The organism is Hymenobacter sp., from assembly GCF_036388155.1.
In the GTDB taxonomy this organism is placed as follows: Bacteria; Bacteroidota; Bacteroidia; order Cytophagales; family Hymenobacteraceae; genus Hymenobacter.
On the sequence record NZ_DASVSI010000092.1, the window covers coordinates 15,526 to 37,487 of the forward strand.

Genomic DNA, 21,962 nt, shown 5'->3' on the forward strand with positions numbered 1-21,962 from the left:
TTTTGGGGGTTCCGCGCCATCGTTAGTTGGCAAAATAACAACACAGCCGGCACCGGGTCGGATTGGCCGCGGAATAATAATCGCAACCGTGCCGAAAACGACACAATTTGACGGGTTGAGCCGCCATCTTTGGCGCCGCACCTTCGAACCGCCCCTTTGCAAACCGATAGCTCCGACCTTGCGCTTCTGGCCACAATGCTGCTTCGCGAGTGGGAAACTGACACCTGCCCCACCCCAACCCCCACCTATCTGGCCGCCCGCCCACGCGTGTTGGACCTGCTGGCCGAATTCTGCGGGTCGTTGCTAACTGATGCCCCTATCAGCGTCGATGCTGAAGACGTGCGCTCGGTGCTCAGTCGGGCTATTACTCTCGGCTTGGGCGCGGCCGTGGCGCACGGCCCCGGCCGCGCTGGCCGCGCGGCGGCGATGGTCATTGCTGCCGTCGGGGCGCAGCCGCTTGGCCCCACGCCCGCGGGCCGCGCCGTTTCGTCGCTCCTCTGCATCACCAGTGGCCCCGATTGCGAGTTGGAAATGGACGAGTTGACGCACATAACCGAAACCATCCAAATCGCCTTCGGCAAGGATATGGAAATGATTTTCGGCCACGACGTTGTCCCAGGCCTGACCGACTCCAAATTGCAAGTATGGCTACTGGTAGGGTACGTAGCCGCTACGGAAACTGCTGCCCCTGCCTCTTCCACCGCCCACAGCATCTGACAAAATGCGCCCATTCAAAATCACTAAAACCATCACGCCCGTGCAGCAAGCCGAAGCCGCTGCGGCGCTGCAGTGGCTGGAGCAGTAGCCGGTGCCGACCGGGCTATCCAAGGCAGAGGCAACGACTCGGTTTCGCTATATCGTAGCCGTTGCCCGGCAGTACGCAAAACAAGGCTTACCCCTGCGCGAATTAGTGGAAGTCGGGTATCGGGCGGGACTTGCTGCTCCGGGTCCATGGAGTTGGCGGGTGCGAGAGGGTATGGCGGAGGCGAACGAGAGAAGTATCATCGGCAACAGTCGCTGACTGATACGCAAAAAGAGCCATGTTGCACACCAATATTCAAAAAACTGCTTTCCAAACCTTATGAATTTCATACAGCATCTGCTTGATAAAACGTCTCTTATCAAACTTCGCCAAGCAATACTCCGGGAAGACGACAATTTTAATATTTTTCGAATTTTGCGCGAAGGCCACGAAGAAGTTAGTGTACATTCCCGCTTCTTATTTGAGTTGCTTAATCCGAAAGGGAGTCATGGCATGGGTGACGTGTTTTTGCAGCACTTTTTTCGAATTTGCGAACTTCCAACCCTTAGCGCTGACACCGTCTGTGTATTCCGCGAACGCGCCAACATTGACCTGCTTATTCAAGACAACACCAAAGCCATTGTCATTGAAAATAAGATTTATGCTGGCGACCAGCCCGAGCAACTCAAGCGCTATTTCGAGCATACCAAAAATTCTTTCCGGCAGCCAATCCTGTTGTATCTGACACTGTATGGCACTGACCCTACTCCGCACTCAATCAGTGATGTGGCGGATGAAGTAAAGCTCATTTCCTACCAAAATCAAATCAGCCGCTGGATTGCTACTTGCATCAACGAAGCCGCCCGAAAACCCATTCTTCGCGAAACCCTTATCCAATACAATACCCTCATCAATCAACTCACCGGCAATTCTATGAGCGAGTCTGAGAAACAAAGCGTTTTGGCCCTGCTGGCGCAAGGCGACAACGCCGAACAAGCGGCAATCATCGCCCGTAACTGGAACCATATGCGCTGGCACACAGAATGGGATTTCTGGACTGAATTAGCCACATTGGTCGAAACTAAATTCAAGCTTTCAGAAGACCGGTTTTCTGCAGATGCTATCAGCAAGCTCGTACATGGCGGACACAATAAGGATTACTATTATGGCATTGAATTTTCGGTAGGTCGGCTTTTTGGCAACGACGTTGTATTCAAAGTCGAGCGTGGTGAAGAACCCATGTACTATGGTTTTTTGTATGGCACTGCCAACGAGACCGTTAAGACGCGTATGCGCCGGTGCTTGGAGCCGTTGGACACCGCTGCTACCGAATGGTGGGCGGGTTACAAAAACACAAAGGCTGGAATTGATTTTAACGATTTCAACACGCCTGCTACACTCCAATTAGCAAATCCGATGAAACGCCAACAGATAGTGGGCGAACTTTGGCAGGAAATTCAATTCTTAGTTGGTAGGGCTACCGGAGCCTTTCAACAGGAATTCCGAGCAGATTTTGTCCTTTCAAATGCGGAGCCTTCTCTCGTTTAACTTACTTGAACCGAGATGTTACGCCCATTCACCAGCGTCATAGTAAAGAATCATATATCTCTATTACCGAGGCCGACTTCTGCTAAAGCAGTGGCTTTGGCTACCGCCGGGGCATTTTAAGGTTTTCAACCTTCCCGGCAATTATTAATCCCCATTCCCCATGCACCCGCACGCCGCCCTCATCCGCCAGCGCGAGGTGCTGGCCTACCTGCAGCGGGCGGGGCAGCCGGCACCCTTCGCCGCCATCCGGCGCTACATTTTGGAGCAAAGCCCGGCCGGCGACTTCACCCGCAGCTACTCTGAGCGCACCTTCCAGCGCGACTTGCCGCTGATTGCCGAAACCACCGGCTTCACCATCAAAGCCAAGCGCAACGAAGGCTATTACGTGGCCGAACAGGAGGCGCTGCTGCCCGACCAGCAGCGCCTCCTCGAAGCCGTAGAACTGCACCAGTTTTTCCAGCTGCCAGTTGCGCTGGCCCCGTTTGTGCAGCCGGAGCCGCGCCGGGCGCTGGGCCTGGAGTTTCTGCGGCCTTTGTTACGAGCGGCGCAAGGCCGAAAAGTGGTGGAACTAGCCTACCGCAAGCACTGGGAGGCAGCGGCCCAACGGCGCACCGTTGGGCCGCTGTTATTGCGCGAGTTTCGAGGGCGTTGGTACGCGCTGGCCGTGATGACGGGCAGTGGACGGTTGGCCTGCTTTGGCCTCGACCGGATTCAGCATTTGGCTGAAACGGCCCAGTCGTTCACACCGCCGCAAGGCTTTGATGCAGCTACTTACTTTCAGCACAGTTTCGGCATCACCCGTCCCACGGATGGCACGACGACGCAGGAAATAGTACTGCGCTTCACGCCCGTGCAGGGCCGCTACGTGATGAGCTACCCGCTCCACGCCTCGCAGGAGTTGGTATCGGCTACCGAAGAGGGTTTTCTGATTCGCTTAAAAGTGTACGACACCCACGACCTGCGCATGGAATTGCTCAGCTACGGTCCCGAAGTAGAGGTGCTGGCCCCCACCAAGCTACGTGACTGGTTGCAGCAGAGCCATTCCCAAGCTTTGTCAGCCCACAGGTAGCCGGCCAGCGTCTACGCGGAAATAATGGCCGTGGCCTCAATCTCGACCACCAACCGCGGGTCAATCAGCGCCTTGACTTCTACCATGGAAGTAACCGGCCTGATTTCGCCAAAAACCTCGCCGTGCGCCCGGCCCACGGCCTCCCACTGCGAGATGTCGGTCACGAACATGCGGGTGCGCACCACATCTTCCAACGACGCTCCCGCCTGGGTTGGCGCCATGGCTATTCTCTCGAGCACGCGCTTGGTTTGGGTGTAGGTATCGCTGCCCGTCACCACGTCGCCATCCTGGGCCGTGGTGCATGCTACCTCTACCACGTTGCCCACGCGCACGGCCCGGGAATAGCCCACAATTGGCTCCCAAGGAGCACCAGAAGAAATGAGTTGTCGCACTGGGTCGAAATGGCTTTGAATTGATTATTTAGACCGGTCATGCTGGGTTTGCCGAGGCATCCCGCGTGAAGTAATGACTGTCATGTTGAGCGCAGCGAAACATCTTATCACGTCAGAACAGGTCGTTTCTTGGTGATAGGATGTTTCGCTGCGCTCAACATGACAGACGCTTTGGGTTGCTCCTCCACGTGAAATGCCAAGCTCAACATGACGTTCTTTTTAGGCATTGTTAAAAAGAAAAGGCCCGCTTTGCTGCGGGCCTTTTCACCATTTGGAAGCTACACGTCCAGTTTGGCGTATTTGGCGTTTCGTTCGATGAAGTCGCGGCGTGGGGCCACTTCGTCGCCCATCAGCATCGAGAACAAGTGGTCAGCCTCCGCGGCCGATTCCACCGTTACCTGTTTCAGGGTGCGGGTCATGGGCTGCATGGTGGTGGTCCAGAGCTGCTCGGCGTTCATCTCGCCAAGACCTTTGTAGCGCTGCACGTTCACCGTTTCGGGCTTGCCGCGGCCGAGGTCTTCTTGGGCTTGGGCGCGCTCCTCTTCGGTCCAGCAGTAGCGCTCTTCTTTACCACGCTTCACGAGGTAGAGCGGCGGCAGGGCGATGTAGATGTAGCCCCGGTCCACCAGCTCACGCATGTAGCGGAAGAAGAAGGTCAGAATCAGGGTGCGGATGTGCGAGCCGTCGATGTCGGCGTCGGTCATGATGATGACCTTGTGGTAGCGCAGCTTGTCGAAGTTCAGCGGGCCGGTTTCGGTGCCTTCTTCGTCGGTGGTGAAAGCCAGCGACTTGCGCTCGTTGAAGCTCACGCCCAACGCCGTAATCATGTTCCGAATTTCTTCGTTTTCCAGGATGCGGTGTTCCTGCGCCTTCTCCACGTTCAGGATTTTGCCGCGCAAGGGCATGATGGCCTGGAACGCCCGGTTGCGGCCTTGCTTGGCCGTGCCACCGGCCGAGTCGCCTTCGACCAAGTACAACTCGCAGATTTCGGGGTCCGACTCCGAGCAGTCGGCCAGTTTGCCCGGCAGGCTGTTGCTCGAGAGCACGCCCTTGCGCTGCACCATGTCCTTGGCCTTGCGGGCGGCGATGCGGGCCTTGGCGGCCAGAATCACCTTCTCCATGATGCGGTTGGCCTGGTTGGGGTTCTCGTCCAGGTACTGCGTCAGGATTTCGCCCACCACCGAGTTCACCGCGCCGCTCACTTCGGAGTTGCCCAGCTTGGTTTTGGTCTGGCCCTCGAACTGCGGCTCCTGCACCTTCACCGAGATAACGGCCGTAAGGCCTTCGCGGAAGTCGTCGCCGGTGATTTCCACTTTGGCTTTCTCAAACAGCTTGTTTTTGTCGCCGTAGGTCTTCAGCACCCGCGTCACCGCCGAACGGAAACCGGCCACGTGTGTGCCGCCCTCGATGGTGTTGATGTTGTTGACGTAGGAATAGACGTTCTCTTGGTACGAGGTGTTGTACTGCAACGCCACTTCCACGGGCGTGCCGCCCTTCTCGCTTTCGACGTAAATGGGTTCCGACAAGAGCGAAGGCCGCATCTCGCCGTCCAAGTACTGCACAAAGTCGCGCAGGCCGCCGGTGGAGTAAAACTCCTCGCCACGGAACTCGCCGCCCTCCAGCTTCTCGCGGCGGTCGGTGAGCGTAATGCGGATGCCCTTGTTCAGGTAGGACAGGTCGCGCAGGCGGCCGGCCACGGTGTCGTAACGGTACTCGGTTTCGGAGAAGATGCTGGCATCGGGCAGGAACTGCACTTCCGTGCCGTGCTCGTCGGTATCACCCACTTCCTTCACAGGGTACTGCGGGAAGCCTATCTTGTATTCCTGCTCGTATTTGTGGCCGTTGCGGCGCACAGTCACTTTTAAGTCGGTGCTCAGCGCGTTCACGCAACTCACGCCCACACCGTGCAGACCGCCAGATACTTTGTACGAGCCTTTGTCGAACTTGCCACCGGCGTGCAGTACGGTCAGCACCACTTCCAGGGCCGACTTACCTTCTTTGGCGTGCCAGTCAACGGGTATGCCGCGGCCGTTGTCGCGGACGGTAACCGAATTGTCTTCGTTGATGGTGACGTTAATCAGGTCGCAGTGACCGGCCAGCGCTTCGTCAATGGAGTTATCGACTACCTCCCACACCAAGTGGTGCAAGCCCTTCAGGCCGGTGTCGCCGATGTACATGCTGGGCCGCTTCCGCACGGCCTCCAACCCTTCGAGTACTTGAATGCTGTCGGCGGAATAGTCCGACGGGGTGATTTTTTCTTTCGTTTCGCTCATGTGGGCGGGATTAAATCAGGTCATTAAACAGCCCTTCGGGCCGCTAGGTACTGAACACTCAAAAGTACCGAATTAATCCCGTTTTTGAGAATTTATGCGGTTTATATCATTGGATTTTTTTATTTTATTGCTGCCTGAGTCGGGCTTCAAATGCTGCGAGAAAACATGTTGGCAATGCCGAAAAAAAAGCCCTTTCCGTCTCGGAAAGGGCTTTTTTTAAAAGCGCGGTTGGCGCGAATTACTCAACCACAATTTTTTGGGTAGCGATGCCCGCGTCGGTGCGGATTTGCAAGGTGTAAACGCCTACTTTCTCATTGCTTAAATCCAGGTTGATGCTCTTGGCGCCAATGGTCGTGGCCGTGAGCGTTTGGGCCTGCACGCGGCGGCCCAGCACGTCGACCACCGACAATTGTGCCCCGGCTTTCAGCCCGCCGCCGAACTCCACTTTGAACAGGCCGGTGGCGCTGGGGTTGGGGTACACGCTCAACTCGCGCTGCAGTTCCGCATTGCGGGTGGCCGTGGGCGTGCGTGAGAACTTGAAGACGCCGCCCGCCCCGTTGCCGTCCGTGAGCAAGCCGCCGTAGCCCACCGTGGTGCCGGCCGTGGCGCCCGGAATCAGGTCGATGGAGAAGAAATAGCCGGCCCGACGGCCCGACGAGATGGTCATGTTGGTCCAGTTCACGCCGTCGGTGCTGAACGAGGAACCGAAGTCCTCGGCAACCTGCGTTGCTCCCTGGGGAAAGCGCGGGCCCGCGCTGTAATACACGCCATTCACGGCGTCGATGTCGTTGAGGAAGAAGCTGCCGTTAGTGGTGTTTACCGGCGTGAACGTCGCCCATGTAGCACCGCCGTCGGTGGTGCGAATGTAGTTTGCGGCAGTGCGCACGGTACCAGTGGCCTTGGTGTTATAAGCAATGCCATTCAGGTCGTCCTTAAAGGCAATATGGGTAAGGTTTTCGGTAAGGGGCGTAGGCGTGCTGACCGTCCAGGTCACGCCGCGGTCAACCGACTTAAACACTCGCTCCTGAACAGCAGCGGTAGAAGCGCCGCCAAACCACATGGTGTTGCCTCGCACAAAATAAGAGCCCACCAGCGCTGCTTCGCCCGTGAACGGGGCCGGAATATTAGCCGAGGGAATCCGGGTCCAGGTCACTCCACCGTCGGTGGTGCGCAGAATCTCAAAATAGCCGTTGGTGGGGTCGCCAACCGACACGCCTTCGTTGGCGTCGAACATGTGCACAAAATTGCAGAAACCTCCCTGGTTAGCCACAAATTGGGACGCCGTGCTCACTTTCACCCAGCTTTGGCCGCCGTTGGTGGTGCGCAGGATTTCGCCGCCACCGGTCATATTGTCTCCGTGCGTCGCAGCCAACGCTGTCAGAGCGTTTATGCCCGCGATGTTAGCAGTTTGAAAACCCGACACAACAGCGCCCACAACAGCGCCAAAATCGAATTCGGTGCCCGTCGCGTTGTTGGTCACCAAAAAACGGTTGGGAACGCCTTGCGGCGAATCTTCAGAGGCCACCGCCCACACGAGATTGGCGTTGACGGCGTTGACGTCGCTGATGGAGTAACCAGGCGGGAAAGCAGCAGGATTGGTGGTATTGACTTCAACCCAAGGGCCTTGGGCGTACGCTGCACTGGAGAAACCCAGCAAGCCCAGGAAGAGTAACATTTTTTTCATGGCAACCAATTTTGTGATAAGGTGGAGGGGAAAATGAATGTGGGTGGTAAGCGTGCAAAAAGGCAAAGAAATCAAGCCGCTTGGGCTGCAAAAACTTCTTCATGAGCCCAAGATAAGTAGTCTTGGCAATTTCGCACAGAATTCATGTATACGTAGGTCTCAGGATTTTGGGGAAGCATCGGGCTGCTCCTGGCTCCGAATGGGGCAATAACACGGCTGAGCTTGTTCATTCGACTCCTGAACGCGAAGGCTGGGCTAGCACACTAAAATGAAAAAGTCCCTTCCCGGTGAGGGAAGGGACTTCAACAGTGGCCCCGTTTGGATTCGAACCAAAGACCGACTACTTAGAAGGTAGTTGCTCTATCCAGCTGAGCTACGGGGTCGAAACGGGGCAAACAAATGTCGGGGTGGCAGGATTCGAACCTACGACCTCCTGCTCCCAAAGCAGGCGCGATACCGGGCTACGCTACACCCCGAAAAAAATAATGCTGGGCTTAGAAAGCGGCCTACTGGGTGGAGCCCCAACGGGCAGCTTTCGCAACCCAACATTATAGTGGAGAGGGGGGGATTCGAACCCCCGGTAACCTTTAGAGCTACGGCAGTTTAGCAAACTACTGGTTTCAGCCACTCACCCACCTCTCCAGGCTGGTTTCGCTTCCGTCCGAAGCGGGTGCAAATATACGGGCCGAACCGAAAAGCCCACACCTCAACCGAAAAAATTATCTTTGGGGCCAATAAACTTGGGCAGTGGTCGGTTCTGGGACTGCTTATTTGCGTTGCGGTTGCTAACTCCTTTCTTTTCTTGATAACCTGGGCATATCCTGTTTTTGCGGCTGTGGCACTGGCTGGGGCACTGGCCCTGCTGCTGCTGCTGGGGCACTGGCGCCGCGGCGGCCGGCTGGGGCGGCTGCTGGGCCGCCGGGCCCGGCACCGGGGCTGGAAGTTCGCGTTGCGGGCCCTGACCGGGGCCGCGCTGCTAGTGGCGGCCTTGGGCCCGGCGCTGGGGGTGAGCCAGCAGCCCGTGCGCACGGCGGGCAAAGACGTGTGGCTGCTGGTGGACGTGTCGCGTTCCATGGACGCGCCCGACGTGACCCCGACGCGCTTGTTGCGGGCCCAAGCCGAACTGCAGGAACTGGTGGCCCAGTTTCCGGCCGACCGCCTGGGCTTGGTGGTGTTTGGCGGAGAGGCTGTGGTGCAGTGCCCCCTCACCTACGACCAGGAGGCGGTGCGGGTGTTCATCAGCACGCTGCGCACGACTCTGCTGCCCCCCGGCCCCACGGCGTTGCGCGCGCCGCTCGAGCTGGTGATGAGCCGCATGGCTCCGCCGCCCGGCACAGCCTCGGGCATTGCGCCCCGGGCTACGGCGGTGGTGGTGGTGAGCGACGGCGAGGATTTTGGAGAAAACGTGGAGCCGACGCTCCGGGTGATGGGCCGCACGGGCGCCCGGGTGTACGCGGTGGGCGTGGGCACGTCGGCGGGTGCTAAAATCCCCGCGGCAAAGGGCGAATACCTGCGCGATGGCCGCGGCCAACCCGTGCAAACCCGCCTGCAGGAAGCTACCTTGCTGCAGCTGGCGGCTCAAACGGGGGGGCAATACGTGGAGCTCAATAACCAGCAAAACGGGTTTGAGCCGCTGCTGCGCGCGCTGCGCACCATGCCCGGCGCGGTAGAACAAGTATGGACCGTGGCGGTGGCCGACAACCGCTACCGTTACCCCCTGGCCGCGGCGCTGCTCTTGCTGGCGTTGGACATTGCGCTCACCGTTACGGTCATCCGCCCATGAAACAGCTGGTAGTACTGGCGCTGCTGCTGAGTGGCCCCACGTGGGGCTTGCTGACCCGCGTGCACGACCGCAATGTGGCCGTGGCCGTGGGAGCCGCCGCGTATGCCCGCGGCGATGCCCCCCGGGCAGCCAATGCTTTTGCGGCGGCTTTGGAAGCCAATGCCCAACGCGTAGCCGACCCTCGCTTGCTGCTAAACTTGGCACACGCCCACTTGCGGGCCGGACAGCTGGCACCGGCCCGCGTGGCCTACGGCCGGCTGTTGGCCGGCAGTCCGGCGCCCTTTAGCAGCGTGGCCCGGCAGCAGCTGGCGGTGCTGACGGCCCAGCAGGGCGAAATTGCGCAAGCCCTCAGCCTGCTAAAACAAGCGTTGGTTTTGGACCCCACCAATGCGGCCGCCCGTTTCGATTTCGAAGTTCTTAGCGACTTTATTGCCAAGCGGCAAGGGCCCAGGATACCATCGCCGCCCCCCGCGCAGGCGCCCAAACCCTCGCCGGATAAGAATGGCGGCGAAAAGAACAGCCCAGCGGAGCAAGCCGGCAACCAACGCCAGGGCCAGATTAACGCCCCTGAGCAGGCACAAAATCCGCCCAATTCGCCACCCGAGCGCCGGCCCGATGCCAAAGGCCAAGCTGATAACCGCGGTGGCCGCACGCCCGGCGCAGGCACTTCCCAGCCGTTGGCTACGGGGACAAACCCCGGCTCGCAACAAGGCCTTGACCGCGGGAACGAGTCGGGGACGGGGCCCAATGGCACCAGCTACCGAGCGGGCGCGGAAGCCGCCGCCGGCGACCTGCGCCTGCAAACCCAGCGGGAACGACTGGAGGCCATGAACTTAAGCCCGGCCCAGGCCCGGCAGATTTTGGAAACGCTGCGGGCTCAGGAGCAACAGTACTTGCAGCAGCTCACCCGCCCTGCCCAGCAGAAAGCCGACCCGAGCAAGCCAACCTGGTAAGCTTTCGCCCCAGAAAACATGGCAGTTGGGAAGCCAACTAAGATTCGCTAACAACTGTTAGGCAGTTTACCAATCCGGGGAGGTTAAATCCGTACTTTTGCGGCCTGAACCGACCTCCCACCCCACCCTTTTTACATTCTTAGTATGCAAATCAAAGAAGTTGTCATCATCTCCGCCGTCCGCACGCCGATTGGCTCGTTTGGCGGCGCCCTGGCGTCGTTATCGGCCACCGAACTCGGGGGCATTGCCTTGAAAGGCGCTTTGAACAAAGCCGGCGTGGCGCCGTCCGAAGTCGACCAGGTGATTATGGGCAACGTGATTTCGGCCAACCTGGGCCAGGCTCCGGCCCGCCAGGCGGCCAAGAAGGCCGGCTTGCCCGACACCGTGGAGTGCACCACCGTGAACAAAGTATGCGCTTCGGGCACCAAGGCCATCATGTTTGCCTCGCAGGCCATCATGCTGGGCCAGGCCGAGGTGATTTTGGCCGGCGGCATGGAAAGCATGAGCAACGTGCCTTATTACCTCGACAAAGCCCGTTTCGGCGCCAAGTACGGCCACGGCCAAATGATTGACGGTCTGGTGCGCGACGGCCTGTGGGACCCCTACCACGACTACGCCATGGGCAACGCGGCCGAGAACACGGCCAAGGAAATGGGCATCACCCGCGAACAGCAGGACGCCTTTGCCATTGAGAGCTACACCCGCAGCGCTGCCGCCGCCAAGGCCGGCAAGAAGAAGGACGAAATCATCCCCGTAACCATTGAGAGCCGCGGCAAAACCACGGTCATCGAAGACGACGAGGAATACCTGAAAGTTGACTTTGCCAAAGTTGCCGGCTTGAAGCCCGCCTTTATCAAAGAAAACGGCACGGTGACCGCGGCCAACGCCTCGACGCTGAACGACGGCGCGGCCGCCGTGCTGCTGATGAGCCGCGAGAAAGCCGACGCTCTGGGCCTCACCCCCATCGGCCGTATCCTGGGCTTTGCCGATGCCGAGCAGGCGCCGGAGTGGTTTACCACCTCCCCCGCCCTAGCCATTCCGAAGGCGCTGAAGCACGCCGGCAAAACGGCTGCTGATGTGGATTTCTACGAAATCAACGAAGCTTTCTCGGTGGTGAGCTTGGCCAACAACCAGCTGCTGAAGCTGGAAGGCACCAAAGTGAACGTGTACGGAGGCGCCGTCAGCCTGGGCCACCCGCTGGGGGCTTCGGGGGCGCGCATCGTGACCACGCTGATGAACGTGCTGAAGAACGAAGGCGGCAAAATTGGCGTGAGCGGCATTTGCAACGGCGGCGGCGGCGCCAGCGCCATTGTGGTGGAGGCGTTCTAAACCCGTCGCAAATAGAAGTTGAAGCCCCGCTGAGTGATTGGCGGGGCTTTTTCTTTGGCCCGAAATTTAGCAAGACCCGTTGACCGCACGGAAATGGCTTTTCCTGCGTTCTTGCGCCTATGAAATACCTATTGCCTTTTCTGTTACTGGTGCTGGCCCTGCCCTCGCATGGGCAGAAGCTGCGCCGATTCACGACGTTCTACGATTCCACGAAGGTGAACAAGCGGGAGGTTTATACCGCTTTGGTGGCGGCTGATACGCTGCCGCAGGGCACCTACAGGCGCTTTTATCGCAACGGCAAGCTGGAGCAGCAAACCAGCTTCACCCAGGGCAAGCGCGACTCGTCGTATGTGGAATTTCACCCCACGGGCACCCGGCGGCTGGAAGCCACCTACCGCGACGGCGTCCGGCAGGGCCCCTTCAAAACCTACTACAATGACGGCAAAGTGGCCCAAGCGGGGTCCTTTGAAAACGACGAGCCCAGCGGCGAAATCACCTATTACCATCCCGATGGCTCGGTGAAACTGCGCACTACGCTGGTGAAAGGCCAGCCCAACGGCCCCCTGAAAGCACTGTACCCCGACGGCAAGACCCAGGCCGAAATCGCCTACGTGGACGGGCAGCCCAACGGCGCCGTGAAGTTCTATTATCCCACCGGCGCGGTGCAAAGCGAGGGCGAGTTCACGCGCGGCCTGTTATCGGGCCCTTACAAGACGTACTACCCCAACGGCCAGATTGAAAACGAAGTGCTGGCCGATAAAAACGGCCGCGGGCGCTACCGCAGCTATTACCAGAGCGGCAAGCTTCAGACAGAAAGCACCTACGCCCCTGCCCCGTTGGTGCAACGCGCGGTAAAAAACCCCCTTGGCGATGACCTGACCAAGCGCGTGGCCCCGCTCACCGGCACCAACAACCTCGACGGGGCTTCGACCAGCTATTACGAGAGCGGTCAGGTGAAAACCAAGATGACCTACCGCAACGGTGTGCCCACCGGCCACGCGCTGGAATACTTCGAAAACGGCAACCTGCGCGAAGAAATCGACTACAGCAACAACGGCCGCGACCGCAAAGTCACGCGCTACCACGACGTGGCCAGCAAGCTGCCGCAAGCCGAGGAACAGTACAAGAACAACCGCCCGGCTGGCACGTGGCGCGAGTTTTACCCCGACGGCAAGACCCCCCGCAAGGCCGAAACCTATGGCCCCACCGGGCGCCTGTTGGGCGAGCGCATCACCTACTTTGAAAATGGCACCGTGCAGAGCCGGCAGCCCTTTTTAAACGGCTTTGCGGCTGGCGTGGCTCAGGAGTTCTTTCCTTCGGGCAAAATCCGGAAGGAAACCACTTACGTGCGCAGCGTGCTGCTCGGGCCCTTCAAGGAATTGCGTGAGGATGGCTCGCTGGCCGTGAGCGGGCAGTACCGCAACGGCAAACAGACCGGCGTGTGGACCTACTACAAAGAAGACGGCAAATCCGTGGACCGCACCGTGACTTACCGCAACGGCGAGTTGGTGGACCCGGTGAAGAAAGCGGCAGCCAAGCCAAAACCTGCTCCAAAGCGCAAGTAGGGAGCCTGGCTGGACCGGTTCGGTAACTCCAGCCCTGGCCAATGGCCAGGGCTTTTTTTGTGCGTCAAGAAAATAATTGCGTCGCTTGGGCAACCGAAGCTGCTGCCGGTGCATCTGAAATCTCGAGCCAAGACCAGAACGGAGCTGCAAGCTCAGCTAAGCCACCTTTTTTTTACACTTGTTTATCTACTGATAATCAAATAGTAAAACAACGTCGTGTTTAGCTAAATGAAAAATATTTGCAACAGTACCTTGCTTTGCAAAGTACCTGCTTTACATTTGTTCTGTTGTTAGCCCAGTAGCTGACGTTAGCGTGTACCAAAGACAACCCGCTACCCACACTTGACACCTCACACTCACCGGGGTGGGCGACCAAGCCACTCTCCTCCGCAGCGGAACCGCGGCCGCTGCCCGACCAGAGTTGCTTACTAGCCCCCGCCACCATCCTCACCTCTGCATCATGAAAGTTCTCTTCGCCCCTTCCTCTTCTGCTATGTCCCGCCTCGGCCACGCCTTGCGTGGATGGGCCCTGGCTGCCATTGTATTGCCGCTGGGCGCTGCCGCCCAGACCGGCGGCCCCGGCGCCGTGAGCGGCAGCCTGGTGGAAGCCAGCAATGGCCAAGCCGTTCCCTTCTCCGACGTGCTGTTCCTGCGGGCGGCCGACTCCACGTTTGTAGCCGTGGCGCAAACCACCGAGCAGGGCACTTTTAAGGCGGCTTCGCTTCCGCTTGGCACCTACCTCATGCGGGTGCAGGACTTGAACTACAAGCCGTTGCGCCGCCGCTTCACCCTGACGGAGGACGCACCTACGGTTTCCTTCATGGGCTTGAAATTGACTTCCGCGGCCGCCACCAAACTGAGCGAAGTGGTGGTGACCGGCCAGAAGGCCACCGTGGTGGAAGAACTGGGCAAGCGCGTGATTAACGTGGAGAAAGACCTGGGCAGCGTGGGCGGCACGGCCGCCAACGTGCTGCAAAATGTGCCTTCGGTGAACGTGGACGTGAACGGCACCGTGACCATGCGCGGCTCCTCGAACCTCACCATTCTCATCGACGGCAAGCCGGCCGGCACCGGCAACGGCGGCGGCGCGGGTGGGCCCCGCCTTGACCAAATTCCGGCCTCGCGCATTGCCCAGGTGGAAGTCATCACCAACCCTTCGGCGAAGTACGACGCTTCGGGTGGCGGCGGGGTCATCAACCTCATTACCAAGAAGGAAACTAAGAACGGCACCAATGGCACCGCGGCGTTCAACCTTGGCACCCGCGACAAATACAGCGGCAACCTGAACCTGACCCGCAAGGTGGGCAAAGCCACGTGGTCGGCGGGCTACAGCGGCCGCGACGTGACCTACGGCAGCCGCGGCAATTCTGAGCAAACGGCTTTGCTGGGCACGCCCGAGAAGCCCCAAACCGTGCGCACCACCCAAGTGGCCACCGGCCGCGAAATACACCGCAACCACTCGGTGCAGCTGGGCTTGCAACTGGAATTGCCTAAAAACCAGAGCCTGAGCTTGAACGTGGCGCCCGGCACGGAAGAAAACCTCGAAGGCGAAAGCCAGAAACTGACCCAACAAAACGGCAGCGGCCCGGTGCAGCCCGCCCGCGGCCGCCAAGACCTGGACGTGAACGTGAAAATTCTCAACTACGGCGGCGACTACCGGCGGACCTGGGAAGCCCACAAAGGCCGGGAGTTGTCGGCCAACTTCGGCGGGGTGGTGATTGACGCTTCGGTGCCGGTGGTGCAGCGGCAGTACGCCGAGCCCGGCTCGGCGCTGGTGCCCCAGCCCGGCACCCGGCAGCAGCTCGACCTGCGGGGCGGCGTGCAGTTTGGTAAAATAGACTACACCCACCCCTTTGCCGAGGGCAAAGGCCGCCTGGAAATGGGGGCCAAGTTCGAGCGGCAAGCCAACGTGGGCTCGAACAAGTTCGGGTTTGCCAACAGCGAAACCAATCCCGACGCCTTTCAGGACGACCCCGCCCGCTCGCTGACCTACAACTCAGAACAGCTGGTGCCCGCGGCCTATGTGACCGTGCAGCGGCCCTTGGGCAAAAAGTGGAGCGCCCAGGCCGGCCTGCGGTCGGAGTACACCCGCATGAGCGGCACCGTGGTGGGCGGCGAAGGCATCACCCAGCGCGGCAGCCTCGACCAGGACTACCTCAATTTCTTTCCCTCGGCCAACGTCAACCGCGAGTTTGGCAAGGAGCCCGGCCAAAACCGCCTGCAGCTGAGCTACGCCCGGCGCCTCAACCGGCCCAACTTCATGCAGCAACTGCCGCTGGCCATCTACCAGGACCCGCGCAGCTACCGCCTCGGCAATCCCCGCTTGCAGGCCGAATTCAGCCACAACATCGAATTGGGCCACCAGCTGAACCTCGGCCAAGCCACCATTACCAGTACGGCATTTACCCGCATCACCACCAACTCCATCCAGCGCCTGCGCTACATCGACACCACCGCCACCCGCCTGGCGGGCCCCGGCGCGGGCCTCGTCACGGCCGAAACCTACGACAATAACGGCACCATCACCAACATCGGCGCCGAGTTTAGCCTCAACCAGCCCCTGGCCAAGTGGTGGCGCCTGAACGCCAGCACCAGCGTCTACCGCGCCCAGATTGCGGCCAACGCTTTCGGCAACAACCGCCAGGCCCTGGTGGGCAGCGTACGCCTGAACAACAACTTCACCATCCGCCCCACCCTGGAAATGCAGCTGAGCGGCAACCTGCGCTCGGCCTCGCTCACGGCCCAGGGCCGGCAGCTGGCCCAGGGGTCGGTGGACCTGGCCCTGCGCCAACGCCTGTTCTCGGACCGCGCCGCCCTCACGCTCCGCGTTTCGGACTTGTTCAACACGCTGGAGTACCGCAGCGAAATCGAGACCGACGCGCTGCGCAGCTACCGCTTCGCCAAAGACGAGACCCGCGTGGGCTGGCTGGGCTTCACCTGGTACATCGGCGCCAGCAAGGCCAAGCCGGGCCGCATCGAGGCCGCGCCCCAGGGCGGTGGCGGTTTCGGCGGCTGAGTCAGTTAGCTTTCCAGTACCACCCCGCTTTTCTCACCTTCCTTTCTGCAAGCAAGCCCCGTCGTCGGTGAGTCCGGCGGCGGGGCTTGTTGCAAAGTAGCCACCCGGTTTGGGGTGCGTAGTTTCGCCCACGTTTTCTCTCCTCTTTCATTTTTCTGTTGATGTTCAAGTTGCTTCTGCCGGCTGCCGCGCTGGCTATTGCGTCCCTGCTAGCCGGCCCACCCGCCCACGCCCAGGCTCCGGCTTTCACGTCCTACGCCCAGTTCAACGACACGCTGGTGGCCCGCTACAACCGCGGCGATTTTGCGGGGATAGAAGGTCTCGGCAGCCCGGCCCTGCGCAAAATTGAGCCCTTGGGCAACATGGTGCCCTACCTGACCAACATTAAGGAGAAAACGGGGCGCATTAGCAGCGCCACGGTGCTAGCAGTGCGAGGTGCTCGCCACGAGTTTGAATGGAAAGGCGAAAAGCAAAACCTGCGCGTGTCGCTCACGTCGCCGGCGCCGGGCGTCATCGACGACTACTACATTTCGGACTTCATCGCTCAGCCCGCCGGTGCCCGCCGCACCACGCCGGTGCTCACCGACAACAAGCAGAAAACGGCGCTTGACCAAGCCGTGCACCGCGCCGCCGCGCTCTACATGCAGCACCCCAATGCGGCCGGCATGTCCGTTGGCATCTACCAGCAGGGCAAAACCTACTTCTACAACTACGGCGAGGTCGAAAAAGGCACCGGCCGCCTGCCGACTTCGGCCACCTACTACGACTTGGGTTCGGTGGCCAAAACCTTTGTGGGGACGCTGCTCGCGCAAGCGGTGCTCGATAAGAAAGTGAAGCTGACCGACGACATCCGTCAGTACTTGCCCGGCCAGTACCCCAACCTGGAGGTGGAGGGCCGCGCCATCCAAATTCTGGACTTGGCTAATCACAGGGGCGGGCTGCCTGGCCCATCCCACGTCTATATCCCGGCCACCAAAACCCGCTTCGACCAGCTCAATCAAACGGAAAAAGTCGCTTATTACAACAAGTACACCGCCGACAGCCTGCTCACCGACCTGCGCGCCACCAAGCTCCGGACCAAGCCCGGCACGGTCTACAACTACAGCGGCTTCGGCATGCTGGTGCTGCAGCTGATTCTGGAGCGCGTGTACCAGCAGCCCTACGAGCAGCTGGCCACCAAGTTCGTGCAAACCCGTTTCGGCATGTTCGACACCAAGCGGGTGCTGACGCCTGCCGAGACAAAACGCTTTGCCACCGGCTACAAAAACAACGGCGAGGCGTTTTCGCGCGTCAACTACACCGGTTTTTGGGGCGGCCCGACCATGTGCTCGACCGCTGCTGACCTGATGAAATACGCCCAAGCCAACCTGGCCGAGCGCGAGCCCGCCGTGCGCCTAGCGCACCAGCGCACCACCGGCAAGGCCCCCGAATTTGGCAATGGGCTGGGCTGGCGGCTGGACGCCGACGCCGATGGCCACTCGCGGATTCAGCACAGCGGCAGCTCGCCCGGCTTTAACACCTGGTTTTCCGTGTACCCGGAGCAGGATTTTGGCATTGTCATTCTGGTGAATGAAAACGTCAATCAAACCCGCCTGACCGAGATGGAAGAGCTCCTCAAGCAGGAAATGCCCAAACCAGCCGCAACCAAGAAGCAGCCGGCCCGCGCCGCGGCTGGAGGAGCAGGTGGACGCTGAACTTGGTTCAAGCCTTTTCCACCAAACCTCGGCGGGCTGACACCATCACAACTGACTTCACCTTGCGGACACTGCTTTTTCGGCCCGAACCCTCCCCTAGGTGCTGCGTTGGCGCTTCCGGCAGGGTCCGGTCTTTTGCGGGCAGGGGCGGCGCTCAGGCCTTTCGGCTTCTACCTTTGCCCGCGTTATGCAAAAACCCAGTATTCCGAAAGGCACCCGCGACTTTGGGCCGGCCCAGGTGGCGCGCCGCCAGCACATTTTCAACGTCATCCGCCGCACGTTTGAGTCATTTGGCTACGCGCCGCTCGAAACGCCGACGCTGGAAAACCTCTCCGTGCTCACCGGCAAGTACGGCGACGAGGGCGACCAGCTCCTATTCAAGGTGTTGAATTCCGGTGACTTCGCTAAAGACGTGACGGCCGCCGACCTGGAAACCGGCTCCAAAGCCTTGCTGCCCAAAGTGGCCGAAAAAGGCCTGCGCTACGACCTCACCGTGCCCTTTGCCCGCTACGTGGCCATGAACCGCGGCACCCTCACCTTCCCGTTCAAGCGCTACCAGATGCAGCCCGTGTGGCGCGCCGACCGCCCCCAGCGCGGCCGCTACCGCGAGTTTTACCAGTGCGACGCCGACGTGGTGGGCACCGACTCCCTACTCTGCGAAGCCGAAATCGTGCTCATGATGGCGCAGGTGCTGAACGGCCTGGGGCTGGACGATTTCACCATCAAAATCAACCACCGCGCCATTCTCGATGACATTCACCAAGCCGTAGGCGGCGTTGTAGGGCAGGAAGGAAGCCTTTATGTTGCCATTGATAAGCTTGACAAAATCGGGCGTGATGGTGTGACCCAGGAACTACTGGCACGCGGTTTTTCGAAATCAGCTATAGACCGGCTTTTTGAGCTCCTCAGCGTTAAAGGAACCTACCTGGAGAAAATACATGCCCTGAGCGAGCATATTCGGCTCAGCATTGGTACCGATTATACTGGTTACACCGACCTGCGCGAGGTGTACGACATCCTGCAGGCCTCAGGCTTCAAGCAGTTCGACCGGCTCGAATTTGACCCCACCCTGGCGCGGGGCCTCTCCTACTACACGGGCTGCATTTTTGAAGTCAAAATCAACAACGTGCAAATGGGTAGCGTGAGCGGCGGCGGGCGCTACGACAACCTCACCGGTTCCTTTGGGCTGCCGGGCGTGTCGGGCGTGGGCTTCTCTTTCGGCGTGGACCGGCTCTACGACTGCCTGGAGGCGCTGGACCTATTCACCAGTACCGCCGAAACGCCCACCCGTTGCCTCCTCACGCACTTCGACGCAGCCAGCGGCCGGGCGGCGCTGCCGCTGCTGGCCGAGCTACGCGCCGCGGGCATTCCCAGCGAGCTGTATCCGGATGCCAGCAAGCTCCAGAAGCAGTTCAAATACGCCGATGCCAAGGGCATTCCCTTGGTCATCATCATGGGCCCCGAGGAAGCGGCGGCCGGCGTGGTGAAAATCAAAATCATGCAAACCGGCGTGGAGCGGGTGCTGCCGGTTGGCGAAGTGGTGGCCGCGCTGACGGTGGAGTAGAAGCTTTGGGTTGACGGATGAAAAAGACCGTCATACATAAGAACGTCATACATAAGGCCGTCATGCATGACGGCTTAATTGCGTAATCCGCTTTCCTGGTTAAGGCACCGCCACCCGCGTGGTAAACACCTCCTGCCGCAGCGTAAGCCGCACCAGGTACACCCCAGCCGCCAAAGCCCCTCCCTTGCCAGCCGGCAACGGAATGGCTTGCGGACCCGCCGCGGAGGCTTTGGCCGGCACCTGGGCCACTTCGCGCCCAAGCATGTCGGTGAGGCGCACGGCGGCCCGCCCGGCGGGCAGGGTGAAATGCACGGCCGTTTCGGCGGTCAGTGGATTGGGGTACACACTTATGTTCAGGCGGGCCAGAGCTTCTGGGCTAGTAGCCAGGGGTGAGGCATCACATCATAGATGCGGACTTGGTCGAGGTAAATGGGGTTGCCGCCGGTGCTTCTGAACTGAAAGCGAACCCAAGTATTGGGGCCGATGTACTGCTGGTTGAGCAGGAGCGTGAAAGTGGTCCATTGCGGCGCGGAAGTGGGCACGAAGCCGCTTTGCGGGGCCTGCCCGGCCGCCTGAAGCCGGCCGCTGATGTAAACCTGCCCCGTTATGTTGCTAAAGACCTCGCAGTCCGTGCCATACTGCACCAGCAGTTGGTCGTTGCCGCTGCCCTGCACCGTGGGGTGGATGGCCCAAGCCGTGCGAAAGCTGCGCTGCGCGGGCCGCCCCTGCAGCGCGCTCAGGTCGAGGACGGGCGAAGTAATGGCGACAAAATTGGGGCTGCCGGCGGTGACCGGCGCGTTGGGCACCGAAATGCAGGCCGTGCCATCGGCGGCCACCAGCGCGCTGCCGCTCACCCGCTGCCAGCGGCAGGCCGTGGGTCGCCGGAGAGTGTCCAGCAGCCAGTTGCGCAAGTCGGCCGGGCCGAAATTATAAGGGAAAGTCGGTGTTTCGAACGACTCGTTCACCGGTCCGGTGAGGCCCGTGCCGGGGCCTCGCACCTGCATCCAGTTTTGTTCGGTCCGGCTAACGGGCAGGCCGCCAGCCGGCGTGATGGTCAGCGTCACGGGGTAAAGCCCCGGCGTGGGGTAGCTCACGCGCTCGAAGCGCGCGGTGCTGGTGGCCGGCACCCCGCCCGGAAAGGACCACCTCACCTGCGCGGTGGGGGCGTTCAGGGCGTCGCTGTTGCCGAGGCCGGTGAAGTAGCGCGGCCCACCGGTCTGGTTGAGGCACACCTGGCGCAGGTCCGTGCCGATGGTCACGAAGGGGGGGCAGCCGCCGGCCGGCGGCTGGAAGCCGTCGGCGGTGCCGGTGGCCGCCAGGTTGGCCGCCGTGGTGAGCGTGCTGCGGCAACCCAGGGCCAGCGAGGCCCGAATGACGGTGCGCTGGCCCGTAGTGAACATGTTGGAGCACGACGTGTAGTCCACAGAATTCTGCACATTAGCCAGGATGGGCTGCCCGGTGCCGGGGTCAGTGCACGAGGTGAAAGCTAGGTCGCAGGTGTACGTGCCGATGGTGGCAGGCCTGTCGGCAATGCCATCGCCGAGGGCACAGTTGCCGGTGACACCGGGCGCATTGGTGGAGCCACAGGTGTGCGACAGGCCGAAGTAGTGCCCCAGCTCATGGGAAAGCACGTGCGGGTTGAGGTTGCCGCTGGCCCCGCCGATGGTGCCGAAGCTGGCCTTGCGAATCACGGCGCCGTCGGATGAGCCAGCGGTGCAGGGCAGGAAAGAATAGCCCGCCGTAGAGGAGAGGACCGCGCCGATGTCGTCGACCACCCAAATGTTGAGGTAGCGCGCCGGGTCCCAGCGCACGGCCCGCTTCAGCAGCTCATCGTTCGAGGCCTGCCCGTGCGGCGAGAGCGTGCGGGTGATGCCGGTGTTGTACGAGGCGGTTTCCGACGAGGGGTCAAGCACCTGGGTGTCGTCGTCACAGCCCGGGCCAACGAGTGCCGCACTGGCAAGCAGTAGCCTCAGGGCAAGAAGGCCCCTCATGGCCCGATGTGCGGTGGTGGTGAGTTTCATGGGTCAATTGTCAGGGGTTCAACATGGGACTGCTTCCTCTGCTTCGGAGCCATTGGCCAGAAACGCTGCCAGACTTACCGCCCCAAATTATATTATCGGGAAAGGCCCTGCTTGCTTCATTGACTGGCCGCCAAGCCCATAAGTCAGACAACTCGCTCCCGTCGACCAACGACACGGGCCGGCTTCACCACTTGCCGGAAAGGCGCCGCTGGTCCACCCGGCAGCCTTTTTAAGCCCCCGCTTTTTCTAATAACATTGAAGCTGTTTTAGGAGTCGGCTCTGCCTGGTCCGACGCCCTAGGCGTCCGACCGGTTGTCGCAAGCACGGTA

The 21,962-nt window shown here is 60.6% G+C and carries 15 protein-coding genes and 3 tRNA genes; 10 read left to right on the forward strand and 8 right to left on the reverse strand.

What is annotated here, in order from left to right; translation table 11 throughout:
• The first annotated feature begins 195 nt into the window (after nt 1-195).
• From VF629_RS12740 to VF629_RS12750, 3 genes are all read left to right on the forward strand, one after another.
• Complete coding sequence (locus VF629_RS12740; protein WP_331058870.1) at nt 196-717, forward strand: hypothetical protein; 522 nt, start codon at nt 196-198, stop codon at nt 715-717.
• Between the two features lie 364 nt (nt 718-1,081).
• Nucleotides 1,082-2,290 (forward strand): PD-(D/E)XK nuclease family protein, encoded by a 1,209-nt coding sequence (locus tag VF629_RS12745; protein WP_331058871.1) that lies wholly within the window; start codon nt 1,082-1,084, stop codon nt 2,288-2,290.
• 160 nt (nt 2,291-2,450) lie between these two features.
• Nucleotides 2,451-3,359: a WYL domain-containing protein gene (locus tag VF629_RS12750; protein ID WP_331058872.1), complete on the forward strand. Its 909-nt coding sequence runs from the start codon at nt 2,451-2,453 to the stop codon at nt 3,357-3,359.
• 11 nt (nt 3,360-3,370) lie between these two features.
• On the opposite strand, the gene VF629_RS12755 is transcribed toward VF629_RS12750, so the two are convergent.
• The 6 genes from VF629_RS12755 to VF629_RS12780 all read right to left on the reverse strand — a co-directional run bounded on the left by VF629_RS12755 (nt 3,371) and on the right by VF629_RS12780 (nt 8,350).
• A complete protein-coding gene (locus tag VF629_RS12755) occupies nt 3,371-3,751 on the reverse strand; it encodes a RidA family protein (protein ID WP_331058873.1) in 381 nt (126 codons plus the stop codon).
• Between the two features lie 278 nt (nt 3,752-4,029).
• The gene (gene gyrB, locus VF629_RS12760) at nt 4,030-6,024 is read right to left on the reverse strand and encodes a DNA topoisomerase (ATP-hydrolyzing) subunit B (protein WP_331058874.1); all 1,995 of its coding nucleotides are present in this window, start codon (nt 6,022-6,024) and stop codon (nt 4,030-4,032) included.
• 238 nt (nt 6,025-6,262) lie between these two features.
• Nucleotides 6,263-7,708, reverse strand: a complete 1,446-nt coding sequence (locus tag VF629_RS12765; RefSeq protein ID WP_331058875.1) for a T9SS type A sorting domain-containing protein — start codon at nt 7,706-7,708, stop codon at nt 6,263-6,265.
• A gap of 309 nt (nt 7,709-8,017) precedes the next feature.
• Nucleotides 8,018-8,091, reverse strand: a tRNA-Arg gene (locus VF629_RS12770).
• A gap of 19 nt (nt 8,092-8,110) precedes the next feature.
• Nucleotides 8,111-8,184: transfer RNA gene (locus VF629_RS12775), tRNA-Pro, on the reverse strand.
• 78 nt (nt 8,185-8,262) lie between these two features.
• Nucleotides 8,263-8,350: transfer RNA gene (locus VF629_RS12780), tRNA-Ser, on the reverse strand.
• 160 nt (nt 8,351-8,510) lie between these two features.
• Here VF629_RS12780 and VF629_RS12785 point away from each other — a divergent pair.
• The 7 genes from VF629_RS12785 to hisS all read left to right on the forward strand — a co-directional run bounded on the left by VF629_RS12785 (nt 8,511) and on the right by hisS (nt 19,612).
• A complete protein-coding gene (locus tag VF629_RS12785) occupies nt 8,511-9,491 on the forward strand; it encodes a VWA domain-containing protein (protein WP_331058876.1) in 981 nt (326 codons plus the stop codon).
• Nucleotides 9,488-10,444, forward strand: coding sequence for a hypothetical protein (locus tag VF629_RS12790; RefSeq protein ID WP_331058877.1), 957 nt, complete (start codon nt 9,488-9,490; stop codon nt 10,442-10,444). Before VF629_RS12785 ends, VF629_RS12790 begins: the two co-directional genes overlap by 4 nt.
• 144 nt (nt 10,445-10,588) lie before the next feature.
• Nucleotides 10,589-11,773 carry an acetyl-CoA C-acyltransferase gene (locus tag VF629_RS12795; protein WP_331058878.1) on the forward strand — a complete coding sequence of 395 codons (1,185 nt, stop codon included), beginning with the start codon at nt 10,589-10,591 and terminating at the stop codon, nt 11,771-11,773.
• Between the two features lie 119 nt (nt 11,774-11,892).
• Nucleotides 11,893-13,338 carry a toxin-antitoxin system YwqK family antitoxin gene (locus tag VF629_RS12800; protein WP_331058879.1) on the forward strand — a complete coding sequence of 482 codons (1,446 nt, stop codon included), beginning with the start codon at nt 11,893-11,895 and terminating at the stop codon, nt 13,336-13,338.
• Between the two features lie 460 nt (nt 13,339-13,798).
• Entirely contained in the window at nt 13,799-16,354 is a 2,556-nt protein-coding gene (locus VF629_RS12805; RefSeq protein ID WP_331058880.1) for a TonB-dependent receptor domain-containing protein, read from the forward strand.
• 161 nt (nt 16,355-16,515) lie between these two features.
• Complete coding sequence (locus tag VF629_RS12810) at nt 16,516-18,048, forward strand: serine hydrolase domain-containing protein (RefSeq protein ID WP_331058881.1); 1,533 nt, start codon at nt 16,516-16,518, stop codon at nt 18,046-18,048.
• A gap of 187 nt (nt 18,049-18,235) precedes the next feature.
• Nucleotides 18,236-19,612 carry a histidine--tRNA ligase gene (gene hisS, locus VF629_RS12815; protein WP_331058882.1) on the forward strand — a complete coding sequence of 459 codons (1,377 nt, stop codon included), beginning with the start codon at nt 18,236-18,238 and terminating at the stop codon, nt 19,610-19,612.
• A 99-nt stretch (nt 19,613-19,711) separates the two neighbouring features.
• On the opposite strand, the gene VF629_RS12820 is transcribed toward hisS, so the two are convergent.
• Together VF629_RS12820 and VF629_RS12825 are read right to left on the reverse strand one after the other, a co-directional pair.
• Complete coding sequence (locus tag VF629_RS12820) at nt 19,712-19,957, reverse strand: T9SS type A sorting domain-containing protein (protein WP_331058883.1); 246 nt, start codon at nt 19,955-19,957, stop codon at nt 19,712-19,714.
• Between the two features lie 8 nt (nt 19,958-19,965).
• Entirely contained in the window at nt 19,966-21,603 is a 1,638-nt protein-coding gene (locus VF629_RS12825) for a M43 family zinc metalloprotease (RefSeq protein ID WP_331058884.1), read from the reverse strand.
• Between the last annotated feature and the right edge of the window lie 359 nt (nt 21,604-21,962).

Bases quoted from the DNA above. Each gene is read 5' to 3' on its own strand.
- VF629_RS12740 (WP_331058870.1), top strand. From the start codon at position 196: ATGCTGCTTCGCGAGTGGGAAACTGACACCTGCCCCACCCCAACCCCC.
- VF629_RS12745 (WP_331058871.1), top strand. From the start codon at position 1,082: ATGAATTTCATACAGCATCTGCTTGATAAAACGTCTCTTATCAAACTT.
- VF629_RS12750 (WP_331058872.1), top strand. From the start codon at position 2,451: ATGCACCCGCACGCCGCCCTCATCCGCCAGCGCGAGGTGCTGGCCTAC.
- gyrB (WP_331058874.1), bottom strand. From the start codon at position 6,024: ATGAGCGAAACGAAAGAAAAAATCACCCCGTCGGACTATTCCGCCGAC.
- VF629_RS12765 (WP_331058875.1), bottom strand. From the start codon at position 7,708: ATGAAAAAAATGTTACTCTTCCTGGGCTTGCTGGGTTTCTCCAGTGCA.
- VF629_RS12790 (WP_331058877.1), top strand. From the start codon at position 9,488: ATGAAACAGCTGGTAGTACTGGCGCTGCTGCTGAGTGGCCCCACGTGG.
- VF629_RS12795 (WP_331058878.1), top strand. From the start codon at position 10,589: ATGCAAATCAAAGAAGTTGTCATCATCTCCGCCGTCCGCACGCCGATT.
- VF629_RS12800 (WP_331058879.1), top strand. From the start codon at position 11,893: ATGAAATACCTATTGCCTTTTCTGTTACTGGTGCTGGCCCTGCCCTCG.
- VF629_RS12805 (WP_331058880.1), top strand. From the start codon at position 13,799: ATGAAAGTTCTCTTCGCCCCTTCCTCTTCTGCTATGTCCCGCCTCGGC.
- VF629_RS12810 (WP_331058881.1), top strand. From the start codon at position 16,516: ATGTTCAAGTTGCTTCTGCCGGCTGCCGCGCTGGCTATTGCGTCCCTG.
- hisS (WP_331058882.1), top strand. From the start codon at position 18,236: ATGCAAAAACCCAGTATTCCGAAAGGCACCCGCGACTTTGGGCCGGCC.
- VF629_RS12825 (WP_331058884.1), bottom strand. From the start codon at position 21,603: ATGAGGGGCCTTCTTGCCCTGAGGCTACTGCTTGCCAGTGCGGCACTC.